This window comes from Micromonospora sp. NPDC005252, from assembly GCF_042872475.1.
GTDB lineage: Bacteria > Actinomycetota > Actinomycetes > Mycobacteriales > Micromonosporaceae > Micromonospora.
The window spans coordinates 230,031-251,930 of sequence record NZ_JBIAKN010000005.1; the positions used below are offsets into that span (position 1 = coordinate 230,031).

The 21,900-nt window shown below is 73.0% G+C and carries 26 protein-coding genes and 1 pseudogene; 8 read left to right on the forward strand and 19 right to left on the reverse strand.

Features of this window, described 5'->3' with window-relative positions; all coding sequences use genetic code 11:
* Positions 1 to 71 precede the first annotated feature (71 nt).
* Positions 72 to 1,094 (forward strand): LacI family DNA-binding transcriptional regulator, encoded by a 1,023-nt coding sequence (locus ACFYPH_RS17155; RefSeq protein WP_234588215.1) that lies wholly within the window; start codon positions 72 to 74, stop codon positions 1,092 to 1,094.
* Positions 1,095 to 1,258: 164 nt separating this feature from the next.
* On the opposite strand, the gene ACFYPH_RS17160 is transcribed toward ACFYPH_RS17155, so the two are convergent.
* From ACFYPH_RS17160 to ACFYPH_RS17170, 3 genes are read right to left on the reverse strand one after another with little or no spacing between them, the layout of a single operon-like run.
* Positions 1,259 to 2,086, reverse strand: a complete 828-nt coding sequence (locus ACFYPH_RS17160) for a peptidylprolyl isomerase (protein WP_354862663.1) — start codon at positions 2,084 to 2,086, stop codon at positions 1,259 to 1,261.
* 40 nt (positions 2,087 to 2,126) lie between these two features.
* Complete coding sequence (locus tag ACFYPH_RS17165; RefSeq protein WP_387182735.1) at positions 2,127 to 3,431, reverse strand: D-alanyl-D-alanine carboxypeptidase family protein; 1,305 nt, start codon at positions 3,429 to 3,431, stop codon at positions 2,127 to 2,129.
* Between the two features lie 10 nt (positions 3,432 to 3,441).
* Positions 3,442 to 4,287, reverse strand: a complete 846-nt coding sequence (locus tag ACFYPH_RS17170) for a MerR family transcriptional regulator (protein ID WP_387182738.1) — start codon at positions 4,285 to 4,287, stop codon at positions 3,442 to 3,444.
* Here ACFYPH_RS17170 and ACFYPH_RS17175 point away from each other — a divergent pair.
* Positions 4,195 to 5,235 (forward strand): annotated as a pseudogene (locus ACFYPH_RS17175) (ATP-binding cassette domain-containing protein); the annotation flags it as partial. The gene ACFYPH_RS17170 and the pseudogene ACFYPH_RS17175 sit on opposite strands and share 93 nt — an antisense overlap.
* Before the next feature lie 225 nt (positions 5,236 to 5,460).
* On the opposite strand, the gene ACFYPH_RS17180 reads toward ACFYPH_RS17175, so the two are convergent.
* The 5 genes from ACFYPH_RS17180 to ACFYPH_RS17200 all read right to left on the reverse strand — a co-directional run bounded on the left by ACFYPH_RS17180 (position 5,461) and on the right by ACFYPH_RS17200 (position 8,974).
* Positions 5,461 to 5,880 (reverse strand): protein-tyrosine phosphatase family protein, encoded by a 420-nt coding sequence (locus ACFYPH_RS17180; RefSeq protein WP_354863339.1) that lies wholly within the window; start codon positions 5,878 to 5,880, stop codon positions 5,461 to 5,463.
* Between the two features lie 581 nt (positions 5,881 to 6,461).
* Positions 6,462 to 7,046 (reverse strand): hypothetical protein, encoded by a 585-nt coding sequence (locus ACFYPH_RS17185; protein WP_387182743.1) that lies wholly within the window; start codon positions 7,044 to 7,046, stop codon positions 6,462 to 6,464.
* 354 nt (positions 7,047 to 7,400) lie between these two features.
* A complete protein-coding gene (locus ACFYPH_RS17190) occupies positions 7,401 to 7,865 on the reverse strand; it encodes a LuxR C-terminal-related transcriptional regulator (RefSeq protein WP_363936466.1) in 465 nt (154 codons plus the stop codon).
* Between the two features lie 54 nt (positions 7,866 to 7,919).
* Positions 7,920 to 8,123 carry a hypothetical protein gene (locus ACFYPH_RS17195; RefSeq protein WP_355136801.1) on the reverse strand — a complete coding sequence of 68 codons (204 nt, stop codon included), beginning with the start codon at positions 8,121 to 8,123 and terminating at the stop codon, positions 7,920 to 7,922.
* Between the two features lie 41 nt (positions 8,124 to 8,164).
* Positions 8,165 to 8,974 (reverse strand): DedA family protein, encoded by an 810-nt coding sequence (locus ACFYPH_RS17200; RefSeq protein ID WP_354859979.1) that lies wholly within the window; start codon positions 8,972 to 8,974, stop codon positions 8,165 to 8,167.
* Positions 8,975 to 9,074: 100 nt separating this feature from the next.
* Here ACFYPH_RS17200 and ACFYPH_RS17205 point away from each other — a divergent pair, with 100 nt between their 5' ends.
* The 3 genes from ACFYPH_RS17205 (at position 9,075) to ACFYPH_RS17215 (ending at position 10,824) form a co-directional block, all read left to right on the forward strand.
* Entirely contained in the window at positions 9,075 to 9,755 is a 681-nt protein-coding gene (locus ACFYPH_RS17205; protein ID WP_387183148.1) for a carbon-nitrogen hydrolase family protein, read from the forward strand.
* A gap of 81 nt (positions 9,756 to 9,836) precedes the next feature.
* On the forward strand, positions 9,837 to 10,280 hold the full coding sequence (locus tag ACFYPH_RS17210) for a VOC family protein (protein ID WP_387182747.1): 444 nt from the start codon (positions 9,837 to 9,839) through the stop codon (positions 10,278 to 10,280).
* 46 nt (positions 10,281 to 10,326) lie between these two features.
* The gene (locus ACFYPH_RS17215; protein ID WP_387182750.1) at positions 10,327 to 10,824 is read left to right on the forward strand and encodes a DinB family protein; all 498 of its coding nucleotides are present in this window, start codon (positions 10,327 to 10,329) and stop codon (positions 10,822 to 10,824) included.
* A 15-nt stretch (positions 10,825 to 10,839) separates the two neighbouring features.
* On the opposite strand, the gene ACFYPH_RS17220 is transcribed toward ACFYPH_RS17215, so the two are convergent.
* The 7 genes from ACFYPH_RS17220 to ACFYPH_RS17250 all read right to left on the reverse strand — a co-directional run bounded on the left by ACFYPH_RS17220 (position 10,840) and on the right by ACFYPH_RS17250 (position 16,649).
* A complete protein-coding gene (locus tag ACFYPH_RS17220; protein WP_354859985.1) occupies positions 10,840 to 11,490 on the reverse strand; it encodes a histidine phosphatase family protein in 651 nt (216 codons plus the stop codon).
* A 60-nt stretch (positions 11,491 to 11,550) separates the two neighbouring features.
* Entirely contained in the window at positions 11,551 to 12,426 is an 876-nt protein-coding gene (locus ACFYPH_RS17225) for an alpha/beta fold hydrolase (RefSeq protein WP_387182753.1), read from the reverse strand.
* A gap of 25 nt (positions 12,427 to 12,451) precedes the next feature.
* Positions 12,452 to 13,915: a serine/threonine-protein kinase gene (locus ACFYPH_RS17230; protein WP_387182756.1), complete on the reverse strand. Its 1,464-nt coding sequence runs from the start codon at positions 13,913 to 13,915 to the stop codon at positions 12,452 to 12,454.
* Positions 13,916 to 14,002: 87 nt separating this feature from the next.
* Positions 14,003 to 14,206 carry a hypothetical protein gene (locus ACFYPH_RS17235; protein ID WP_354859992.1) on the reverse strand — a complete coding sequence of 68 codons (204 nt, stop codon included), beginning with the start codon at positions 14,204 to 14,206 and terminating at the stop codon, positions 14,003 to 14,005.
* A gap of 2 nt (positions 14,207 to 14,208) precedes the next feature.
* Complete coding sequence (locus ACFYPH_RS17240) at positions 14,209 to 15,252, reverse strand: substrate-binding domain-containing protein (RefSeq protein ID WP_387182759.1); 1,044 nt, start codon at positions 15,250 to 15,252, stop codon at positions 14,209 to 14,211.
* A gap of 131 nt (positions 15,253 to 15,383) precedes the next feature.
* Positions 15,384 to 16,271: a helix-turn-helix domain-containing protein gene (locus tag ACFYPH_RS17245; protein ID WP_387182762.1), complete on the reverse strand. Its 888-nt coding sequence runs from the start codon at positions 16,269 to 16,271 to the stop codon at positions 15,384 to 15,386.
* Positions 16,272 to 16,409: 138 nt separating this feature from the next.
* A complete protein-coding gene (locus ACFYPH_RS17250; RefSeq protein WP_234588179.1) occupies positions 16,410 to 16,649 on the reverse strand; it encodes a DUF397 domain-containing protein in 240 nt (79 codons plus the stop codon).
* Between the two features lie 264 nt (positions 16,650 to 16,913).
* Here ACFYPH_RS17250 and ACFYPH_RS17255 point away from each other — a divergent pair, with 264 nt between their 5' ends.
* Positions 16,914 to 17,564 carry a GGDEF domain-containing protein gene (locus tag ACFYPH_RS17255; protein ID WP_387182765.1) on the forward strand — a complete coding sequence of 217 codons (651 nt, stop codon included), beginning with the start codon at positions 16,914 to 16,916 and terminating at the stop codon, positions 17,562 to 17,564.
* A 22-nt stretch (positions 17,565 to 17,586) separates the two neighbouring features.
* Here the strand turns inward: ACFYPH_RS17255 and rox are convergent, their stop codons facing one another.
* The 3 genes from rox to ACFYPH_RS17270 all read right to left on the reverse strand — a co-directional run bounded on the left by rox (position 17,587) and on the right by ACFYPH_RS17270 (position 19,982).
* A complete protein-coding gene (rox, locus tag ACFYPH_RS17260) occupies positions 17,587 to 19,014 on the reverse strand; it encodes a rifampin monooxygenase (protein WP_355067383.1) in 1,428 nt (475 codons plus the stop codon).
* A gap of 166 nt (positions 19,015 to 19,180) precedes the next feature.
* A complete protein-coding gene (locus tag ACFYPH_RS17265; protein ID WP_355067385.1) occupies positions 19,181 to 19,654 on the reverse strand; it encodes an SRPBCC family protein in 474 nt (157 codons plus the stop codon).
* A complete protein-coding gene (locus ACFYPH_RS17270; RefSeq protein ID WP_387182769.1) occupies positions 19,638 to 19,982 on the reverse strand; it encodes an ArsR/SmtB family transcription factor in 345 nt (114 codons plus the stop codon). The genes ACFYPH_RS17265 and ACFYPH_RS17270 overlap by 17 nt, the downstream gene beginning before the upstream one ends.
* A gap of 148 nt (positions 19,983 to 20,130) precedes the next feature.
* Here ACFYPH_RS17270 and ACFYPH_RS17275 point away from each other — a divergent pair, with 148 nt between their 5' ends.
* Positions 20,131 to 20,781: an NAD(P)H-dependent oxidoreductase gene (locus ACFYPH_RS17275; protein WP_355067389.1), complete on the forward strand. Its 651-nt coding sequence runs from the start codon at positions 20,131 to 20,133 to the stop codon at positions 20,779 to 20,781.
* A 36-nt stretch (positions 20,782 to 20,817) separates the two neighbouring features.
* Here ACFYPH_RS17275 and ACFYPH_RS17280 read toward each other — a convergent pair whose 3' ends face one another.
* Positions 20,818 to 21,309 (reverse strand): type II toxin-antitoxin system PemK/MazF family toxin, encoded by a 492-nt coding sequence (locus ACFYPH_RS17280; RefSeq protein ID WP_387182772.1) that lies wholly within the window; start codon positions 21,307 to 21,309, stop codon positions 20,818 to 20,820.
* Between the two features lie 64 nt (positions 21,310 to 21,373).
* On the opposite strand from ACFYPH_RS17280, the gene ACFYPH_RS17285 reads away from it, so the two are divergent.
* On the forward strand, positions 21,374 to 21,889 hold the full coding sequence (locus tag ACFYPH_RS17285) for an NUDIX domain-containing protein (protein ID WP_363936492.1): 516 nt from the start codon (positions 21,374 to 21,376) through the stop codon (positions 21,887 to 21,889).
* Positions 21,890 to 21,900: the final 11 nt, after the last annotated feature.

A 21,900-nucleotide genomic window follows, 5' to 3' on the forward strand; every position in this document is an offset into this window, starting at 1 on the left:
GGCGTGCCGTTCCGGGACACTGGATGGACGACGCTCGCGGTCGTCTCTCCGGAGCGGTGAAGGAGACACGGGTGGACGCGGACGACGGACGCAGGGTGACCATCACCGCGATCGCACGGGAGGCCGGGGTCTCGGTGCCGACCGTGTCACGGGTGCTCAACGGCCGGTCCGATGTGGCCCCCGACACCCGGGAACGCGTCGAGGAGCTGCTGCGCCACCACGGCTACCGGCGCCGCAGCAGCCGCAGCGTCCGCCGCGCGGGCCTCGTCGACCTGGTCTTCAACGACCTGGACAGCCCCTGGGCCGTGGAGATCATCCGGGGCGTGGAGGACGTCGGGCACGCCGCCGGGGTGGGCACCGTGGTCTCCGCGATCCACCGGCAGCCCACGGCGGCCCGGCAGTGGTTGCAGAACCTGCGCACCCGCGCCACCGACGGCGTCATCTTCGTGACGTCGCACTTGAGCCCGCCCCTGCACGCGCAACTGCGCCGCCTCAACGTGCCGGTGGTGGTCGTCGACCCGGCCGGCGTGCCGGCGATGGACGTCCCGACGATCGGCGCCACCAACTGGGCCGGCGGGCTCGCCGCGACCGAGCACCTGCTGGCGGTCGGACACCGGCGGATCGGGTTCGTGGCCGGGCCGACACACCTGCTGTGCAGCCGGGCCCGCCTCGACGGCTACCGCGCCGGGCTGGAGGCCGCCGGCGTGCCGGTGGACGACGCGCTGATCTACCCGGGCGACTTCTACCACGCCTCCGGCTTCGCCGGCGGCACGGCGCTGCTCGATCTGGCCGACCCGCCGACCGGCATCTTCGCGGCCAGCGACCAGATGGCGTTCGGCGTCTACGAGGCCATCCGCCGCCGCGGGCTGCGGGTTCCCGACGACGTCAGCGTGGTCGGGTTCGACGACCTGCCGGAAGCCCGGTGGGCGTCACCGCCGCTGACCACCGTCCGGCAGCCCCTGGTCGAGATGGGCCGGCTGGCGGTGCGGACGGTGCTGCGACTGGCCCAGGGCGAGGGCATCGACTCGCCCCGGGTGGAGCTGGCCACCGAGCTGGTCGTCCGGGACAGCACCGCCGTCCCGCCGACCGGCTGATCCCTTCCGTTCCGACGGCCCGAACCGGGTCGGATTCCGGTTCCACCTGTTCCGGTCCAGCTGCGAAAATTCCGGCCTGCCGGTCCGCCCCATAAGCGACGACCACGGACGTGGACGCTTCGCGGCGCGGTGGGCGACCGGGGCCGCCCACCGCGCCGAGCGGGTCAGTGGTGGTGGTGTGCCCGGACGGCACGCCGGATGGTCACCGGCTGCGCGGGAGCGCCGTCGACCGGCGCCGGGTCCTCGGCCGTCGGCGCGATTCCCTGAGCGGCGATCCGGTCCAGGGTGGCGAGCCCGGCCGCGTCCACCGTGCCGAAGATCGTGTAGTTGGGGCGTAGCGCCGAGTTGGCGTACACCAGGAAGAACTGGCTGCCGTTGGTGTCCGGCCCGGCGTTGGCCATCGCCAGCACGCCCCGGGCGTAGACCCGGCGTACGCCGGTCGGGTCGGTGGGGGCCGGCGGCAGGTCGGTCGGCAGTTCGTCGCGGTACCGGTAGCCGGGGCCACCCTCGCCGGTGCCGGACGGGTCGCCGCACTGCAACACGCTCAGCGTCGGGTAAGCGGTGAGCCGGTGGCACGGGGTGCGGTCGTAGAAGCGCTTGCCGACCAGGTGCAGGAAGCTCTGCACCGTGCACGGCGCGGCGGCCCGGTCCAGGGTCAACCCGATCGGCCCCTGGTTGGTGGAGAGGGTCACCCGGACGCTGCCCCGGTCCGGGGTGCGGCGCGGGTCGGGCGGCAGCGGCACCGGCCGGGCGGCTGGCTCGTCGGGCGTCTCGGTGTAGGCGCACGGGCCGTGCGTGGTGCGCGGCGGGCGGGCATCGGCGGCGGCCGCGCTCACCGTGCCGTCGGCCGCGACCGGCGCGGCCACCGCGGCAGCCGACGCGCCGACGATCAGCGTTGCGGCGAACGCCGTCACACCGGCGAGGCGGGTCAGCGCGCGTACCGACCGGCGGGGTGCCGCCGCGCCGGAAGGCGTTTCGAGTTCACTCGACACAGGGATCCTCCTGGGCTCGTGCTGCCAGAAAGACCGGAGTCTATGGATGCCGAGGCCTGTTGTCGATCTGACCGGGCAACCGACGGCGGCGGTGCCACAGCAACCCGCCCAGCAGCGCCAGCACTCCCGCGCCACTCAGCGCGACCACCGACCACAGCCATCCGGAGCCGGTGCCCGCCGGGCCGCTGGCCGCCGCCGGGCGGGGCGGACCGGGCGCGGCCAGCGCGGACGGCGCGGCCGACGGCGTGGCGGTCAGCTCACCCGGCTCGACCAGGCGGCCGACGCTGGCGTCGCGGGGCAGCGAGAAACCCCAGTCCAGCAGGGCCGCCCCCTGCTCCCAGCCGCGCATCGGCGCCGGCTCGGCGCCCAGCAGCGTCACCACCAGCCGACGCCCGTCACGTTCCGCCGCGCCGACGTAGGTGTGCCGCGCCAGGTCGGTGAAGCCCGTCTTGCCGCCCAACGCGCCCGGGTACCGGTAGATGAGCTGGTTCTCGTTCTGGATCTGGAAGCCCTTGGTTCGCTGCGCCGGCTGGGCCGGAATCGTCGCCAGCTGGGTGAGCGCGTACCGCCGGAAGGTCGGCTGCGCGAAGCAGGCCCGGGCGATCAGCGCCAGGTCGTACGCGCTGGTGAACTGGCCCTTGCCGTCCAGGCCGGACGGCGTGACCGCGTGCGTCTGGAGCGCGCCCAGGTGGTGTGCCTGCTCGTTCATGGCGCGGACTCCCCCGGCCGCGCCGTCAGACCCGCCGCCCAGCCGGGCCAGCGCGTTCGCCGCCTCGTTGCCGGAGTTGAGCAGCAGCCCCAGCCAGATCGTCTCGATGGTGTAGCGGCCGCCCTCGACCAGGCCGACGGCGGAGGAGCCGGGCTCGATGTTCATGTCCGCCGCGGTGACGGTCACCGTCTGGGCGGGGTCGAGCCGGGGCATCATCGTGGCCGCCAGCAGCAGCTTCTGGACGCTGGCCGGAGTGCCGTACTCGTGCGGGCCGCAGCCCCCGAGCACCTTGCCGGAATCCAGGTCCGCGACCAGCCAGGAGGTGGCGGTGATCGCCGGTGGCGTGCCCGCGCCGGTCGGCACGACCAGGCCGCTGGTGGCCAGCCCGGCGCCGCCCACCGTCCGCGCTTCGGGCACGGCGGGCGGGGGCGAGGGCCGTGGCGGGCGGGACATCGCCGGCGCGGGCACCCGAGGGCACCGCACGGCCCGCACGGCGGCAGCCGCACTCGTGGCGGCAGCACCCGTGGCGGCGGCGCCCGTCGCGGCGACGGGCGTGGGGGCCGCCGCGGCGGCCGCGACCGGCGCGGGGGCGAGCAGGACGGCGGAAGCCGTGACCGCCAGCAGCGCAGCTCTCATGTGCCCGACCCTAGTCAACAAGATCGCCCGGCGGGAGCGGTTGGCCGCTCGACCTTCCGGCGGCGGCCCGCTCCACCAGGTAGTCGTGCAGCGCGGCGCTGCCCCGCAACCGGCGCAGGCTGCGGGCGTGCAGGTCCTGCTCACGGCGGGCCAGCTCGGCGCGTACCCGCTGGGCGCTGCCGGTGGTGCGCAGCTCGCCCAGCACCGCCTCGATGATCTCGAACGGGTAGGCGCCTCGGCGCAGGAGCGCGACGACCTGCGCGGCGCGCAGCTCGGTCTCGTCGTACACCCGGTAGTTGGTGCCGGGCGCGCGGCCCGGCCGCAGCAGCTCGCGGGCCTCCCACAGGCGCAGCTGCGAGGTCCGCACCCCGACCAGGGCTGCCACCTCGCCGATGCGGACGCCGCGGCGCTGGGCCGGCCGGGTCGCCGGCGGGTTGGCCAGCACGGTCTCGAAGGCGCCGAGCACGCGGCGGATGTCGGCGCGTTTGCGGTCCAGCTCGGCATGGCCGCCGTCGAGCGCCGCCAGGGCCGCCGGCACGTCACCGCGGTGCACCGCCGCCATGATCTCCCGGGTACGGCCCCAGCCGTGCCCCTCGGCCAGCCGCCGGGCCACGGTCAGCGCGCGGGCGTGTGCGGTCGTGAAGATCCGGTAGCCGCTCGCGGTACGCCGCACCGGCGGCAGCACGCCCTCCTCGACGTAGTTGCGCACCTGCTGCACCGAGATCCCCACGGTGGCGGCGAGGTCCACGGCCCGCAGGCGATCCTTCGGCCGGGCGCGGGCAGCGCCGGCGGGCAGATCTGCTTCACCGGCGACGTCCCCGGCCTGCGCCGCTCGGGCACCCTCACCGGGCGGCACCTAAACCACCGGGTGAGGGTGCGCGACGAGGTACGCCGACCGACCGGGCAGCTCGGCATCCGCCACGCCGACCTGCACAACCTGCGCGACGTGGACGTGGACATCCCGCTCGGCGTCCTCACCGTGGTCACCGGCGTGGCCGGCTCCGGCAAGAGCTCGCTGATCCACGGCTCACTGCGCGGCCGGGCCGGTGTGGTGATCGTCGACCAGTCCCCGATCCGCGGATCACGACGCAGCAACCCGGCCACCTACAGCGGACTGCTCGACCCGACCCGTACCGCCTTCGCCAAGGCCAACGGCGTCAAGGCAGCGCTGTTCAGCGCGAACTCCGAAGGCGCCTGCCCGGCCTGCAAGGGCATCGGGCTGATCTACACGGACCTGGCGATGATGGCCGGCGTGGCGAGCGTCTGCGAGCGGTGCGCGGGGCGGCGGTTCACCGACGAGGTCCTCACGTACACCCTGCGCGGGAAGAACATCAGCGAGGTGCTGGCCATGTCGGTCACCGAGGCGTACGGGTTCTTCCCCAGCGGGCCGGCGCACCTCATCCTCCACCGGCTGGTCGACGTCGGGTTGGGCTACCTCAGCCTCGGCCAGCCGCTGACCACCCTGTCCGGCGGGGAGCGGCAACGGCTCAAGCTCGCCATCCACCTGGCGGAGAAGACCAGCACGTACGTCCTCGACGAGCCCACCACCGGCCTGCACCTGGCCGACGTGGACCAACTGCTGGCCCTGTTGGACCGCATGGTCGACGCCGGCAACACGGTGCACCACCAGGCCGTGATGGCCCACGCGGACTGGCTCATCGACCTCGGCCCGGGCGCCGGGCACGACGGCGGGCGCATCGTCTTCACCGGCACGCCGGCGGACCTGGTCGCCCACGGCGACACCCTCACCGCCACCCATCTCCGCGAGTACGTCCACAAGCCAGCGGAGCTGCCCAAGGGGTGACGGGTCAGCGGTGCCCGGGACGCGGCGCCTGACGCCGCACGGCGTGCGAGCGAGCCCGACGGCGCGGGCGGCCGACGCCAGCGGTGGGCCGAGTCGACGGTGCGGGCGGGCTGGCGACGCCAGCGGCCGGCGCGCGGGTGCGCGGGCCGACGCGACGCGGTGGGGCGGCCCACGCCAGCGGTCGAGGACGGGCCGGCCCTACCGCGTGGCCGGCGACACCAGCGGTCAGGCGACGCGGCGCAGCCAGCGCCGCTGCCAGGGTGTCTCGACCGCCTTCGGGTGGTAGCCCGCCCGGACCCAGGGCACCGCCCGCTCCGCCGGCAGGCCGTCGAGGATCGCCAGCGCGGCCAACGCCGTTCCCGTCCGGCCGACCCCGCCCCGGCAGGCCACCTCAACGCGTTCGCCGTCGCGTGCCCTCCGCAGCGCCGCACGCAACGCGTCGAGTGCGTCCGCCCGATCGAGCGGCACCCAGAAGTCGGGCCACCTGATCCGCCGGAATGGCCACGCCGGCGCCGGACCGGGCGCCAACAGCAGCGCGAAGTCGGCAGGCGAGGCGGTCGCGGCGATGCGGCGTCCACGCACCACCGCACCGCTCGGCAGTACGAGCAACCCGGACTGCTCCGACCAGATCTGCGCGGCGGTCACCGGAACATTGTGCCGCGACCGAGGTCGGGTCATCGTGCCCGCTGGGCACAGAAAGCGCCGCCCCCGACCATCTGGTCGGGGGCGGCGCCGGTGTCGGTGTGCAGGTCGCCTCTCGGCGAGTGGCGCGACGCGGCTCCAGCCGAACGGTATTCCGCGAGGGCTATGTAGGTGAGGCCCGGGGACACTGAGTCACACCGACACTGGTTCACAACCAGCCGACGCCTCCCGGTGTTCCCGCTCCGGCGCAGATCTTGGACAGTTTCCGTCAGCTCGGAACGGAAACTGTCCAAGATCTGCGCCGCGACATCCCGTTCGGGCGGGGCCGGGCCGACCGGCCCGCGCCCGAGTCGGGCCAAGCCGGAGCCGGGCCGGCCCCGGCTTGGCCGAGCCGGACCAAGCCGAGCCAAGTTGGGCCAGACCGGGCCGAGGCCGGGCGGAGCCGGGCCGGACCAGGGCGAGCAGGCCCGGACCAGGCCGAGCAGGCCAAGCCAGGCCAGCGACTCCGGGCGAGCCGGCGGGTGGACATGCCGATGGCCGGCACCCCGGGGGGTGCCGGCCAGTCGGTCGGATGGTGCGGTGGGTCAGCTGTTCCAGTACTGGCCAACCAGGTCGGCGGCCTGCTGCTCCCACTGGGCGTAGGCGTCCGGGTACGCCGAGACCTGCACGGTCTGCGCGGCCTCGGTCAGCGGCATGTCCTGCCAGCCGTCAACCTGACGCAGGCCCTTGAGGAACGCCGTGGTGGAGTACTCGGGGTTGGTGATCTGCTCCGGCGTGCCCCAACCACTGGACGGACGCTGCTGGAACAGACCCAGCGAATCATGATCGTTCATATCGCCGAGGTGGCCGAGGTTCTCCAGCTTCGACTCCTGCAGGCTCGTCGCGATCGAGATGACCGCGGCCCGCTCGGGCAGGCCCGCCTTCTTCGTCGCGGCGATGATCGCCTTGGCGTTGGCCGTCTGCTCGTCATTCAGGTCGATGTGCGACTGGGCACCCTGGGTGCCGTGCGGGATCAGCTTGCTCGTGTCGGGCTTGTCGGCCTGCACCACGGCCACCGGACGGGCGTCCGTGCTCGGGGTGGCGACATGGGCGATCGGGCCGGCGAAGACACCACCGGCGAACGCGAGACCAGCAACGGACAGCATGCTCTTACGGAAGATCGTGTTCATGGGGGTAGCTCCTTCGGGGGTAGGAACACCACACGCCACCACCGGGGGGACGGTGACGCGGATGTGAGCACCTCGTCGGGCGCTGCAAAAAGCAGGGGGAAAGTTTCGGGTCGGCACCCTGCGGGGCGAGGCCCTCGCGGTGCCGGGGCGGCGGCCGACGGGCGAGGGGGTCGCTCGTGGCGCCGGGACCGTGTGTAACGACCGCCGGTCCGGGGTCATTCCCGGGCCCTCAGCGGGACCTGGCAGCGGACCCGGGGGCGGGCCCACGGTCGGTCGGGGGTCTGCAACGACCCGACCCGGCCGCCCATTCCCCCACCGGTTGGGCGGGGCACGGTGGCCGTGGTCCTGCGATCGTCAGGGTATGTAACGACCCCCGGCCCGCCACGATTCCGGCCCAGGGATGCACCCGCTCACACCCCATCGGGCCTCGCAACCGGACAGCACGCCCCAGACCAACCGCATCCGAGGGCCGGAGCGAGCCGTCGGGTGACGATCCACCCGGAATGTCCGATACCGGATGGTGCGAGCGATCGGGACATCCCGGCCTCCCCGATCCGGCTTGATCTTTAGGAAAGGGATGCAGAGGTAGCGCAGGACAGCGGGGATACGGCGGCTGTAGCCGGTCGTGTGGGCGAGGCCGAGCTTGTCGCAGATGGCGTTGACGTGCTTCCCCACGGCGCTCTGCGACACGTGCGACCGCTGGGCGACAGCGGCGTTGGTGTGCCCGTGGGTCATTTCGTGCAGGACGTCCCGTTCGTGCGGGGTGAGTCGGCCGAACGGGTCGGGTCGCTCCGATCCGGCCGCCACCTGGCTAACCACCTCCGGGTTGAGCGCGGGGCCCCGGGCGGCGACCCGGTCGAGGCGTCGAGGGAGTCATCCACCTGGGCGACCGATTCCTTCGGGACGGTCCGCGCGCAGCCGGGCGGCGTAGCGCCGCTGGACGTACTGGGAGAGCACGAGGACGCCGGTGTCGGGCCAGCGCTCGCGGATCTCCAGCGCGGCACGCAACCCATCGTCGATGTGGGTGGGCTGCGGCAGCCGAGCCCACCACGGGCGGGTCCGCCGCTCCCCTGTCACCGTCTCGCGTCCCCACCTAAGACGTCTGACAAGGCGGCGGGCTAGCGCTCGTCCGAGGCCCAGGAGCCGCCCCGGTAGAGGGTGCCCCGACCGCCCGGATCCGGCATCCCCGACGGTGGCGCACCATCCCGAGAAGGACCCGAGTCCGACCAGGGACGGTCGGCCGACTCGGGGTTTCGCGCGGCGCGGCGGGCCCGCAGCACCCGGGAGCCGACGAACCAGGCGACGGCCGCGACGCACGCGACGATCACGACGTTCTGGAGTGTGCCGACGTAGCCCTCGACGAGGTGCCAGTTGTCGCCGAGCAGGTATCCGGCGAGCACGAAGGTGGTGTTCCAGATCAGGCTGCCCAGCGTCGTGTAGAGCAGGAAGATCCGCACCGGCATCCGCTCCACCCCGGCCGGGATGGAGATCAGGCTCCGGAAGATCGGGATCATCCGGCCGAAGAACACCGCCTTCACGCCGTGCCGGAGAAACCACGCCTCGGTCCGGTCCACGTCGCTGAGCTTCACCAGCGGCAGTCGGGCGACGATGGCGCGCATCCGCTCCCGGCCCAGGGACGCGCCGATCAGGTAGAGCGCCAGCGCGCCCAGCACCGAGCCCAGCGTGGTCCAGAAGATCGCGCCGAGCAGGCTCATCCGCCCCTGCGCGGCCACGAAGCCGGCCAGCGGCAGGATGACCTCGCTGGGGATCGGCGGGAACAGGTTCTCCAGCGCCACCGCCAGACCGGCGCCCGGCCCGCCGAGCCGTTCCACCAGATCGCTGACGTAGCCGACGATTCCGCCCTCGGGCGGTTCGGCCGCGGCGGCGGGGGTTCCGGTGGCGAGCACGGCGTGCGACGTTCGAATCATGTCCCCACGCTACGAACCGATCCTGAGAATCGACCATGAGGCGGACCATCCGACCCCGCGGGTCGCCCCCACCGGCGGGCGTGCGGAAAACCGCACCCCGTTGCGGCTCGCGGTGGCGCAGCCGCCGTGCGTACCCCTGGATGTCGCACAGAACGCGCGGGCGCACGCCGACGCGGTCCGCGCGGCGCGCGCCCGGGTGGTGGTCTTCCCGGAGCTGTCCCTGACGGGGTACGAGTTGCAGGGCCCGGTCGTGTCGGTGGACGACCCCCGGTTGGCGCCGCTGGTCGACGCGTGCGCCGAGGCGGGCACGCTGGCGCTGACCGGTGCGCCGGTGGCCGGTGACCACATCGGGGTGCTGGCGGTGACCGGCGACGGGGTGACCGTGGCGTACCGGAAGATGTGGCTCGGCGGCGCGGAGGCGCAGCGCTTCCGGCCGGGCGACACACCAAGGGTGCTCGATGTGGACGGGTGGCGGATCGGGCTGGCGGTCTGCAAGGACACCGGCGTCGCCGCGCACGCGCAGCGCACGGCCGCGCTCGGCATTGACGTGTACGCGGCGGGGGTGCTGGAGTTGGCGCGCGACGCTGGCGTTCCGGACGAGCGGGCCCAGCGGATCGCCACGACACACCGGGTCTGGGTGGCGGTGGCGAGCTTCGCCGGGTCCACCGGCGGCGGCTACACCGAGGCGGCGGGACGGTCGGCCATCTGGACACCGCGGGGTGAGGTGACCGCCCGGGTGGGCACGGCACCGGGCGAGTGGACCGCCACGACCCTCCACTGAGGGTGCCGCCGGAGTCGACGACCGGGCCGAGGGCCCCCGACGAGGGACCGGTTGTCGTACCGCTGCGGCAGGATCGGGGCCATGAGTGCGATCCCCTCTCGGCTGTCCGTGGTCACTCTGGGCGTACGCGACATGGGTTCGCTTCGGTCGTTCTACCGCTCCCTGGGCTGGCCGGAGCTGTCGGCGAGCGACGACGGCTGGTCGGCGTTCCTGCTCGGTGGCGTTCTGCTCGCGCTCTATCCGCTGCCGGATCTGGCCGCCGAGGCGGCACCCGGCGTCGCCGGTCCGGCCGGCGGCTGGTCCGGCGTGACCCTCGCCTGCAACGTCGATGACCGCGCCGAGGTCGACAAGGCCTTCGCGGCGGCCGTCGCGATGGGGGCGACGGTGGTGGCGGAGCCGACCGACCGCCCGTGGGGTGGCCGCTCGGCCTACATCGCCGACCCGGAGGGCAACCGCTGGGAGATCGCCTGGGCGGGCACCGCCGTCTTCGACGAACGCGGTGCCCTCGTCTCCTTCGGCTCGTGAGTGCCGACGTTGCTCACAGGTGACCGCCCTTGAGATGCTTCGGTCCATGACCATCTTCCCGCCGACGTTCGCCGAAGATGTCGTGAATCAGCCGGCCCAGGCACAGGTCGAGGCGTTCATCGACGAACACCGCGGAGCGCTCAACGGCGCCCTGGACGGGCTGACCGAGGAGCAGGCGCGTCGCTCTTTGGTGCCATCGCGGACGACGCTGCTGGGTCTGGTGAAGCACGCGACCTTCGTCGAGAAGGTCTGGTTCGACGAGGCCGTCACGTGCCGGTCGCGCACCGAGATCGGGATCCCGGCGACGCCGGACGAGTCGTTCATCCTCGATGACGGCGACACGATCGCCACCGTCCAGCAGGCCCACCGCGAGGCGTGCGAGGCGTCGCGCCGCGCGACGGCGTCACTGGGTCTGGACGACCTGCTGCGCGGCAACCGGCGCGGTCCGCTGCCGCTGAACTGGGTGTACCTGCACGTGCTGCGCGAGCTGGCTCAGCACTGCGGGCACGCGGAGATCCTGCGCGAGCAGATCCTCAGCGAGTAAGGCGCCGGCGCGGCGTTACTGGATCACGCTCTGGCCGACCGGGGCGGTGTCACCGAAGCGGCGCAGGGTCCAGCGGGCCGGCGGCCAGCCGCCGGTGTCCTGGTCGGTGACCCACTCGGTGATCGAGGCCGGCGGCACGTCCAGGTCGAACGCCCGGAAGATCGGCTGCGCGGCGAGCGCGTGGAAGGCGCCCTCGACGGTCTCGCTGTGGCCGACCAGGACCACGGTGCCGCCCCGGTGCCGGTGCGCGATCTCCATGATGGCGCGACTGACGCGCACCACCAGTTCGGCCCAGCTCTCGTTGCCGTCCTCGAACGGCCGGAACACTCCCCCACCGGGCACCGCGTGTTCGGTGCGGAAGCGGGTGACCGGCAGCCCGTCCGCGTACGGCGGGGTGTGCCAGGTGCACAGGCCGCAGTCGGCCAGCGGGCGGACGCCGAACGCCGCGGCGATGGGCTGCGCGGTCTCGACGGTGCGGCGCAGCACGGACGAGTACACCGCCAGCGGCCCCTCGACGGCGTAGTCGTCGACGAGCCGCTGGGCCAGCCGGTGTGCCTGGTCGTGGCCGAGCGGCGTCAGCCCGCGGCATCCGTGCGGGCCGCCCACGATCCCATCGACCTGGTGGACCGACTCGCCGTGCCGCACGAAGATCAGCCGTGTTCGCATCGGCCCATCATGCCAGCGACGTACGCGGATGGATCAGCCGTCCGTACGAGATGACGGCCGTCAGCCGGCGTCCAGCACCTCGCGCAGCCGTGCGGCGAACTCTTCGGGCTTGCCCGCATAGCCGAACTCGCCTCCGAGGAAGCCGCCGTGGTGACTCGGGAACACCACGGCCTCCTGGCCGAGCAGCGCCGCCGTGCCGAGGGCCGTACGGGCGGTGTACGTGCCCGCCGACTCCTCGCCGACCGCGATCACGATCCGGGTCGGGGACGCCGTGAGCACGCTCGCGTCGGGTTGGTAGTCGGTGATCGCCCACGAGCTCTTTGACAGCAGCGGGTCGTCGCGGCTGCCGTCGTCGTCGGTCGGCATGCCGACCATCGCGGGGTCGGGCGCGGGCTGGGCGAAGTAGGCGTCGGTGAACTCGCCCTGCCACGACGTCATCGCGATGAACGCGGCCATGCCGGCGCCGAATCCCTTCGCCTGGTACGCCTCGTAGAAGGCGGCCTGAGCGCGCTCGGCTGCCGTGACGTCCGGGAGCACCGCGTTGATCGGCGGCTCGTGGGCCACCAGCGTGACGACATCGCCGGGATGGGCCGCGACGAGTTCGAGTGCGGTCACCGCACCGCCGCTGCTGGCGAACACGTCCACCGGGCCGACGTCGAGCGCCTCGATGAGCAGGTGCAGGTCGGCCGCCTGCTGCTGTGGCGTGTGGTCGGACCGGCCGTCGGTGCGGACGCTGCGGCCGAGGCCGCGCGGGTCGTAGGTCACGACGGTGCGGTCGGTGAAGTGCGCGGCGAGCGCGTCGAAGCCCTCCGCTGTCATCGGCTGGCCGATCATGAGCAGCGCGGGACGCCCGCCGCCCGGGGGTAGGGGGCCGCGGACGTCGTAGACCAGCTCGACGCCGGGCAAGGCGAGGGTGTGCGTCTGCTTCGTCGTCATGCCGGTGAGACTACGACAGATGCCCTCAGTCGGCGGTGCGCCCGGCGGGCAGCCCGCGGGCCTGATTGAGCAGTTCGTCGAGGTGGGCGCCCGTCTGCCGCGGCAGCCGGCCACGGTCCACCAGCTCGGCGATGGTGTTTCGCAGGTCGGCGATGCGCCGCTCGCGGTCCTTGGACCGTCGGTTCACGTCGGCGAGGTCGTCGCGAAGGTCCTGGGCGGTCTTGCGGTCGACATCTCCGCGGGCCACCGCCGCAGCGAGCACGTCGGTGAACTCGTCGCTGACCTGGCGGAAGCTGACCGGCACCTGCTGACCGACGGTCGAGGGCGCGGCGCTGGCGGTCGGCGGCGACGGAGACGCCGATGCCGGCGGCCTCGGTGCCTGCGTACTGGGCGCGGGTGTCGGGGCGGAGGTCGACGGCGGGGCCGCGACCTGCCCGGACCCGGTTGTGTCGGGTGCGCCGAGGCCCTGGGTGAGCAGCGCGCCGAGGCCGACCAGCACGGCGAGACCGGCCGTGACGAGGAGGGCCAGGGGTCGGCGCGATCGGCGGCGGGCCGGCACGGCCGCGACCGGCACGGGACGCGCGGCCGAGCGGTCGATCAGGGTCGGCGGGTGGGCCGCCGAGGCGGGCGCCACGATGCGCAGCAGCTCGGTGGGGGGCTCGACCGGTTGACCGGCGCCGAACCGGCGGGCCAGCTGCGCGGCGCTCGGCCGGCGGGCCGGGTCGGCGGCGAGGCAGGCGAGGGTCAGCTCGGCGATGTCGGCGGGCAGGCCGTCCACCCGCAGCGGCGGCACCGGTGTGCCCCGCCGGTGCACCTCGAGGGCGTCCTCCCAGCTCTGCACGGGCAGGGGCGCCTGGCCGGTGAGCGTGCGGTAGAGCAGCGCGCCGAGGGCGTACACGTCGCTGGCCGGGTCGGGCGGACCGGCGGCGAGGCGCTCGGGGGCGAAGTACGCGGGTGTGCCCATCAGCGGCTCGCCAGACTGGCTGTCGAGCCCGCCGAGCGCGGCGATGCCGAAGTCGAGGACCTTGGCGCCGGTGTCGGTGAGCATGACGTTGCCCGGCTTGACGTCGCGGTGCACCACGCCGATGCGGTGCGCGGCGGCCAGCGCGGCGGCGATGTGCCCGGCCACGCGGACCGCCTCCGGCCAGGGCAGGGGGCCGTTGCGCAGCCGGTCGGCCAGGTTGTGGCCCTCGACCAGCTCCATCACCAGGTACGGGACGACGACGCCGCCGGTCAGGGTCGCCTCGGCGTAGTCGTACACCTGGGTGACGTGTGGGTGGGTGAGCCGGGCGGCCGCGCGGGCCTCGCGCTGGATGGTGGCCCGCAGTTGCGGGTCGGCGGCGAGCTGCCCGGCGAGCACCTTGATCGCGACGGGCCGGCCGAGCACCTCGTCGTCGGCCCGCCACACTTCGGACATGCCACCGAGCCCGATCCGCTCGTGCAGGACGTAGCGGTCGTGGAGGCGGAGGGTGGGCGTGAAGGGTGACATGGCTTCACCAGTCTGCCTGGCGAGTGCCCCTTCGACCACTCTGCGTGTCCGGCCCGGCACCGCTCGTCCCATGCGTGCCCAAATGGGTCAGGAGCAGCGGGTCACCGTCGGCATCGGTCGGGGCTGGATCCGGTCGGCGAGCCGGCGCAGGGCGACGGCGGTCACCTGTCGGGTCGGGGCGAGCAGCGCCCGGCGGGGTCGCTCGGCCTGGACCGGGGCGTCCGGTCGGGCCGAGTTGACGTGTCGGTTCATCGCGTCGAGAGCGGTGACGTAGCCGGTCGGGAATTCCATGGTCAACTCCTCGGGACAGGTCCGGTGGAGGCCCGGACGACGAGTGCGGTGGGCAGCAGCACCTGACCGGCTGCGGCGTCCGCGGGTGGGTCGAGCAGCAGTTCGGCGGCGATCCGGCCCTTCTCCTCGGCGGGTTGCCGGACGGTGGTGAGGCCGGCCGACGCGGCCTCGGGAATGTCGTCGAAGCCGGTCACCGAGACCGGCGGGTTGGTGCCGCCCGGCCGCTGGGCCAGCGCGTCGAGCACACCGAGGGCGAGGACGTCGGAGCCGGCCAGCACGGCGGTCGGCGGTGCGGGCCCGTCGAACAGGCCGGCGACGGCGGCGGCCGCGGCCTGGCGGCTGTTGCCCAGGGCGTTGACCAGCGTCAGCTCCGCCCAGCCGACGCCGACCTCGGCGAACGCGTCGGCGAAGCCGGCAAGCCGGCCGCGGGTGGTCGGGTGCCACGCCTCGTGCACCCCGGACAGGGTGACGGGGCCGGCCGGCGCGTCGGGCAGCACGGCGTCGGCGAGCAGGGCCACCCGGCGGTGACCGAGGCCGGCCACGTGCGCGGCGACGCTGCGAGCCGCGGCCCGCTCGTCGATGCCGACGAACCGCTCGTCCGCGCCGGCGTCGTCGTGCGACGCCGTGCTGACGTACGGCAGCCCGCGCGCCCGGATCACGTCCAACGCCCACTCCTCGTCGGCGACGCAGTAGACGCAGAAGCCGTCGACGGCGGCGTTCTCCACCGCCCGGCGGGCGTCGGTCTGCGCCGGTGGGAGCGGCACCAGCAGCATGCTGGTGCCGTGTCGCTCGGCGGCGCCGCTCACCCCGGTGAGGAAGCGGATCGCGAAGGGGTCGGTGAAGGCGTACGACAGCTGCGACGTGAACAGGACCCCGATCGAGCCGACGAAGCCGCGGCGCAGGGAGCGGGCGGTGGGATTGGGCCCCGGGTAGCCGAGTTGACGGGCGGCGTCGAGGATCCGCTCGCGCAGTGCCGTGGAGAGCTGGTCGGGGCGGCTGTAGGCGTTGGACACGGTGCTGCGGGAGACGCCGACGGCGTCCGCCACGGCTTGCAGTGTTGGCTTCACCCGGCACCTCTCTGTATCGATTCAGACTGGATCGATACAGAGACTAACCCGACGGGTTGGCGACGGTCAATACGATTCTGCGAACCCTCAGGGCGACCCCGGCCGGGCGCTCACTGCGGGTAGAGCTCCTCCAGCAGTTGACCGAGGATCTCCGGCGTACGCTCCGGCGGCTCGGCCTCGACGCACAACCGCTCCATGGCCACGGCGTAATAGTCGAGGTCCTCGCGCTTGTCGAGGTAGATGGCGCTGGTGAGCTGTTCGATGTAGACGATGTCGGGCAGCTCCTGGTCGCCGAAGCGCAGGATGGTGAAGGCGCCACCGGCCGCCGCGTGGCCCCCGGCGGCGAACGGGATGACCTGTAGCCGGATGGTGGGCGACTTGGTCGCCTCGATGAGCGCGACGAGCTGCTCACGCATCACCTCGGCGCCGCCGATCGGACGGCGCAGCGCCGCCTCGTCCACCACGGCCCAGAGCTGCGGCGGGTTGTCCCGGTGCAGTAGTTGCTGGCGCTGCATCCGCAACTCCACGCGGCGATCGATCTCGGCGGCGCCGGCCCCGCCGTGCCCGAGCAGCACGACCGCGCGAGCGTACTCCCGGGTCTGCAACAGGCCGGGGACGAACTGCACCTCGTAGCTGCGGATCAGCGCGGCCGCCGCCTCCAGGCCCAGGTACGACTGGAACCAGCTGGGCAGCACGTCCCCGTAGCGGTGCCACCAGCCGGGGCTGTTGGCGTCCCGGGCGAGCTTCAGCAGTGCCGCGCGCTCGCCCTCGTCGCTGACGCCGTACAGGGTGAGCAGGTCGGACACGTCGCGTTCCTTGAAGCCGACCCGCCCCAGCTCCATCCGACTGATCTTCGACTCGGAGGAGCGGATCTCCCACCCGGCGCCCTCCCGGGTCACCCCGCTGGACTCCCGCAGGCGGCGCAGTTGGGCGCCGAGCAGCATGCGCAGCACGGTCGGCCCGGTTGTCGGGCCGCCCTCGGCGGGAACCATCGTCACGTGCGGACCTCCGGATACCGACCACGCGGTCGGGCACCCAGCCCGGCCGACGTGTAAGCATGCCATGGACCGACAGTGAGGTGAACTCCTCCGGACCGGCGATTCAGTCCCGTCCCCGGGACGGCCTTCGACGACCGGTCAGTTGATCAGGTGATCGAAGTCGCCGTCGCGTGCGCCGAGCACGAACGCGGCGATCTCGTCCACTGTGTAGATCAGCGCGGGTCCCTCCGGATGGCGCGAGTTGCGAACGGCGATGCCGGCTCCCCCGGGCAGTTCGGCGAGTTCGACGCAGTTGCCGCTCGGGTTGCTGCGGCGGCTCTTCTGCCAGCTCAGCGGGGGCAACTGAGTAATCGGAACGCCATTGGGTGGCTGTTGCATGAGAGGCGTCTTTCTGCTCACGAGCCCGCCGGTGCCCGTGGGAGGAGCGGTGACGGCGAGGGTGCGGTATCGACAGTGGACGGTTATGCACGTGCATCTGCTATTGCATCTGCACCGGACGGCGAGCATGATAACGCACGTGATCGGTGCTTATCCGTTCACTTTGCGTTACCCCGACTGGGGCAACCACCAGGGAAAACTGCCCGACGCGGCACCGCGCCGCGAGACCGAAGGCTGGAGGCGGTCGCGGCGATGGGAGGTCTCGTGCCGGATCCGATGAGCGTCGCCTCCGGCATCTGTGCGGCGGGAGCATTGCTCTCCTCCTGGCAAATGCGCCGACGGGCCCTGCGGGCCGAGGCCGAGATCGGGCACCTCCAGGCCGAGTTGGCCGCCGAACGGCACGCCGCCAGCCACGACCCGCTCACCGGGCTGCCCAACCGACGCGCCTTCTACCGCCTCGCGGCCGCGCTGCTCACCAACGCCGACGGCCAGCCGCTGATCGCCATCGTGCTCGACCTCGACGACTTCAAGCAGATCAACGACCGGTACGGGCACGCCGCCGGCGACCAGGTGCTGATCAGCGTGGCCGAACGGCTGGCCGGGTTCGCCGGGGACAACCTCGTCGCCCGCCTCGGCGGCGACGAGTTCGCGGGCCTGCTCGCCAGCCCGACAGTCGACCGGCGCTGGATCGAGCACGCCACCCGACGTCTCAGCGAGACTGTCGCCGCGCCCATCCGGCTCAGTGGGTGCAGCGTCCGGGTCACCGCCTCGGTCGGGCTCGCCCCGGTGACCGGTCCGGCCCAGCTCACCGACGCGCTCAGCCGCGCCGACGCGGCCATGTACCAGGCGAAGAGCCTCGCCGGCCCGCGGTCGCCCCGCCAACTCGTCGACAGCGCCCGCCTCGCGGAGTGGTGACCGGTCAGGTGGCGGGTCCGTCTCAGGTGGCGGGTCCGCCGAACCACCGGGGCAGCTGACCCACCAGGTCGGTCTGATCGTCGCCGGCCCAGGCCACGTGGCCGTCCGGCCTCAACAGCACCGCGGGTACGTCCAGTTCCGCACTGACGTCGACGACGTGGTCGACCCGGTCGGCCCACCCGTCGACCGAGAGCCGGCCGGTCTGGTCGAGCAGCAGCCCACGACCGCCGTGCAGCAGGTCGTAGAGCCGTCCCCGCGTCAGCCGCACGTCCCGCAGGTGCCGACCGAGCAGCTCGTGGCCCGCGCCGAAGTCGTAGCGGACCCCCAGGCCGGTGACCTTCTCGATCAGGTACCGGTTGACGTCCTCGAAGTCCATCAGTTCCGACAGCAGGTGGCGGACTGCCTGCTGCCCCGGTTCGGGGGACAGCAGGAACATCTGCGCGCGGGTGTTGATGAGCACGTCGGCGGCCACCGGGTGCCGCTCGGCGTGGTAGCTGTCCAGCAGCCCGTCGGGCGCCGAGCCGTTGACCGCGGCGGCCAGCTTCCAACCGAGGTTCACCGCGTCCTGAATGCCGAGGTTGAGCCCTTGCCCGCCGGTGGGCGGGTGAATGTGCGCCGCGTCTCCGGCCAGCAGCACCCGACCGACCCGGTAGCGCTCGGCCAACCGGGTGGCGTCGCCGAAGCGGGAGAGCCAGCGCGGGGAGTGCACGCCGAAGTCGGTGCCCGCGTACGCCCGCAGTTGCTGTTGGAACTCCTCGATGGTCGGCGGGACGGAGCGATCCTCGGTGACCCCCGCGGCGGGCACGAGAACCCGGTACACCCCGTCCCCGAGCGGCCCGAGGCCGAACCGCAGGTGCGTCTTGCGGACCTCGGCCACCACGTCGGCGACCGTCTGCGCCGGTACGCCCACCTCCATCTCGCCCAGCAGCGACTCGACCCGGCTGGGTTCACCCGGAAAGCCGACCCCGAGCAGCCGACGGACCGTGCTCCGGCCGCCGTCGCAGCCGACGAGGTAGCGCGACCGCAGCGGCGTACCGTCGGCCAGCTCCACCGTCACCCCGTTGTCGTCCTGGCTCAGCCCGACCAGTTCGCAGCCGCGGCGGACCTCGACGCCGACCTCGACGGCGTGCTCCGCGAGCAGCCGGTCGGTGGTGGTCTGCGGAATACCGAGGACGTACGCGTGGGCACTGTCGAGACCGCCCGGCGACGGCTTGGGAATCGCGGCGAAGTAGCCACCGAGCGGATGCCGCGTGCCCAGGGCGAGGAAGCGCTCCAGCAGACCGCGCTGGTCCAGCACCTCGATGCTGCGCGCGTGCAGACCCAGCGAACGGACGTAGCGGGTCGGCTCGGCGTCCTTCTCCAGCACGAGAACGTGCACACCGTGCAGTCGCAACTCGCTGGCCAGCATCAGACCGGTCGGCCCGCCGCCGGCAATGATCACATCGATCACGAGATCCCCCGATTTTCCCAGTTCTGGGCTTCGGGTGGAGATTCTGCGGCAGCACCCGGGTCTTGCCGCAAGACCCCCGGTGCGCTATATGTTGGAGGTGGCAGGGAGCGCGACGTCCCTGCCATTTCTGTTTCGTCCCGGCCTTCCCGCCCTCCCGCCTCAGCCGTCAGCGCATTGTGGACAGGTGGCGCTCCAGTGCGGCGTACGACTCGGCTACCCCCTGCGCCATCCCGGACCCGGCCATGCCGTCGCGCTGCTCGGTGGTGTCGAAGCGGGTGGTGCCGGTGAGCACCGTGCGGCCGTCCTGCTCGGTGAAGACCAGCGTCTCCACCGCCACCTGGCCGGGCATGCCCTCGAACTCGAACGTCTGCACGATCCGCTCCGGCGCGACGATCTCCTGGAACTCGCCCCGGAAGGCGTACTCGTTGCCGTCCGGGGCGTGCTCGACGAAGCGGTAGCGACCGCCCTCGCGGAAGTCGATCTCGACGTCCAGCGGATTGCCCCGGCCCCACCAGTGCCTGAGGTGTTCGGCCTGGGTGTGTGCGGCGAAGACGAGGTCGCGCGGGGCGTCGAACGACCGGGTCATCGTGATGTCCCGGTCGGAGGACATGTCGATCGTCAGGTCACGGGTTTCGGTCACGGCTGGTCTCCTTCAGGTCGCGTAGGTAGTCGTCCAGGGCGTCGTGGCGCTCGTCCCAGAGCCGGCGGTACTGGTCGACCCACTCGGCGAGGGTGCGCAGCGGCGCCGGGTCGAGCCGGCAGCGCCGCCACTGCGCCTCGCGGGTCCGCACGATCAGCCCGGCACGCTCCAGCACCGTGAGGTGCTTGGAGATCGCCTGGAGGCTGATCGGGAACGGCTCCGCCAGTTCGTTCACCGTCGCCTCGCCGGTCGCCAGTCGGGCCAGGATGGCGCGGCGGGTCGGGTCGGCGAGCGCGGCGAACACGGCACTGACCGGGCCTGCTGTCATGTCGCTTTCAACCACCTAGATGATTAACCGATGAGTTGAATTTACAGCTCATCCGCTGTCTGTCAACCCGTTCAGGAGATCCCTGGTGAGTCACCCCGGAGACCGGGTATGGGGAACCCGGCCGTCCCGTCGCCGAGAGGAACCCGTCGTGGTGAGCATTCGCGCCCTCGTCCTCAACTGCACGCTCAAGCCGTCGCCAACCCCGTCCAGCTCCGACCAGTTGGGTCGCGAGGTGGTGGCGGAGCTCACCCGCCAAGGCGTGGACGGCGAGATCGTGCGGGTGGTCGACCACGGCGTGCGCTTCGGGGTGTCGACGGACGAGGGCGACGGCGACGGCTGGCCCGCGATCCGCGCCAAGCTGCTCGCGGCCCAGATACTCATCATCGCCACACCGATCTGGCTGGGCCAGCCCGCCAGCGTCACCAAGATGGTCCTCGAACGCCTGGACGCCGAACTGTCCGAGACCGACGACGAGGGACGGCTGCTCACCTACGGCAAGGTGGCCGGCGTCGCGGTCGTCGGCAACGAGGACGGCGCGCACCACACCATCGCCGAAATCCAGGGCGCGCTCAGCGAGGTCGGCTTCACCCTCGCGGCGGCCGGCGCGACCTACTGGGTCGGCGAGGCACTGCACAAGGTGGACTACCGCGACGCCGGCCCCAAGCCGGACACCACCGGCCGCACCACCAAGGCCCTCGCGCTCAACAGCGCGCACCTGGCCCGGCTGCTCGCCGAGCAGCCGTACCCGCCGCCGGAGGCGCAGGGCGCCGCGGTGGGCCCGAGCCGCGAGCCGGCCTGACGGGCCGTCCGGCCCCGGGCGTGCCAGGGGGTACGGTCAGCGCCAGCCGTAGCCGGCGCGCAGCGCCTGCCCGACCCGGTCGAACCGGGGCCGGTCCAGCACGGCGCCCTCGCGGCGGATGCTGTCCTCGCGCATGGTGAGCACGCGGTCCAGCCGGACCCAGCTCGGCCGCTTGTCGCGGTCCCACTCGCTGGGGCCGAGCGCGAACCAGTGCCGCTGACCGTCCCGCTCGCTCTGGCTGGACAGCATCAGCCCGAACAGCGTCCGGCTGTGCCGTCCGACCACCAGCACCGGGCGGTCCTTGCCCTGGCGGGGGTCGTCCTCGTACGGCACCCAGGTCCAGACGATCTCGCCCGGGTCGGCCTGGCCGTCGACCTCCGGCGCGTAGCTCAGCTCGCGCCGCTGCAACGCGCTCACCTGGCGAGGGCGGGCCACCCGCGCCGGAGCCGGCCCGGTACGCCGGGGCGACGGGATTGCCGCGCCTACCCGGGAGATGCGTTGCGCCACGTTCCTCAAGAGACCAGCCACGGCGGGCAGCCTACCGGCCCCGGCGCGGCCCGCCGGAGTCGACGCACTGCGGCAGACTGGCCCGATGGACGAACTGCCCGACGACCTGCCGATCCTCGAGCGGCGCGCGGTGCGCGTGGTCGTCTCCGACGACACCGAACGGGTACTGCTGTTCCACACCCGTGACCCGGACCATCCCCGGCTGGGCACCTGGTGGGAGTTGCCTGGCGGCGGTATGGACCGCGGTGAGACGTACCGGGACACGGCCGTGCGGGAGCTGCGCGAGGAGACCGGCATCGTGATCACCGCCGACCAGGTGGGCGCACCGACCTGGCGGCGACGGGCGAGCTTCCTGCACCGCCAGCTGCGCCACGTCCAGGACGAGGTGATCGTCGCCGTACGGCTGAACGGGCCCGGGCCGGACGTGGACGAGGCGGACCGGCTCGACTACGAGCGTGAGGACTACTTCGGCTTCCGGTGGTGGCCGCTGCCGGAGGTGGTGGCCAGCGAGGAGCGGTTCTATCCCGGCCAGCTCCCCCGGCTGATCACGCCCTTCCTGGCCGGCGAGCAGATCGACGAACCGTTCGAGCTGTGGTCGTGAGCAGGGCCGGC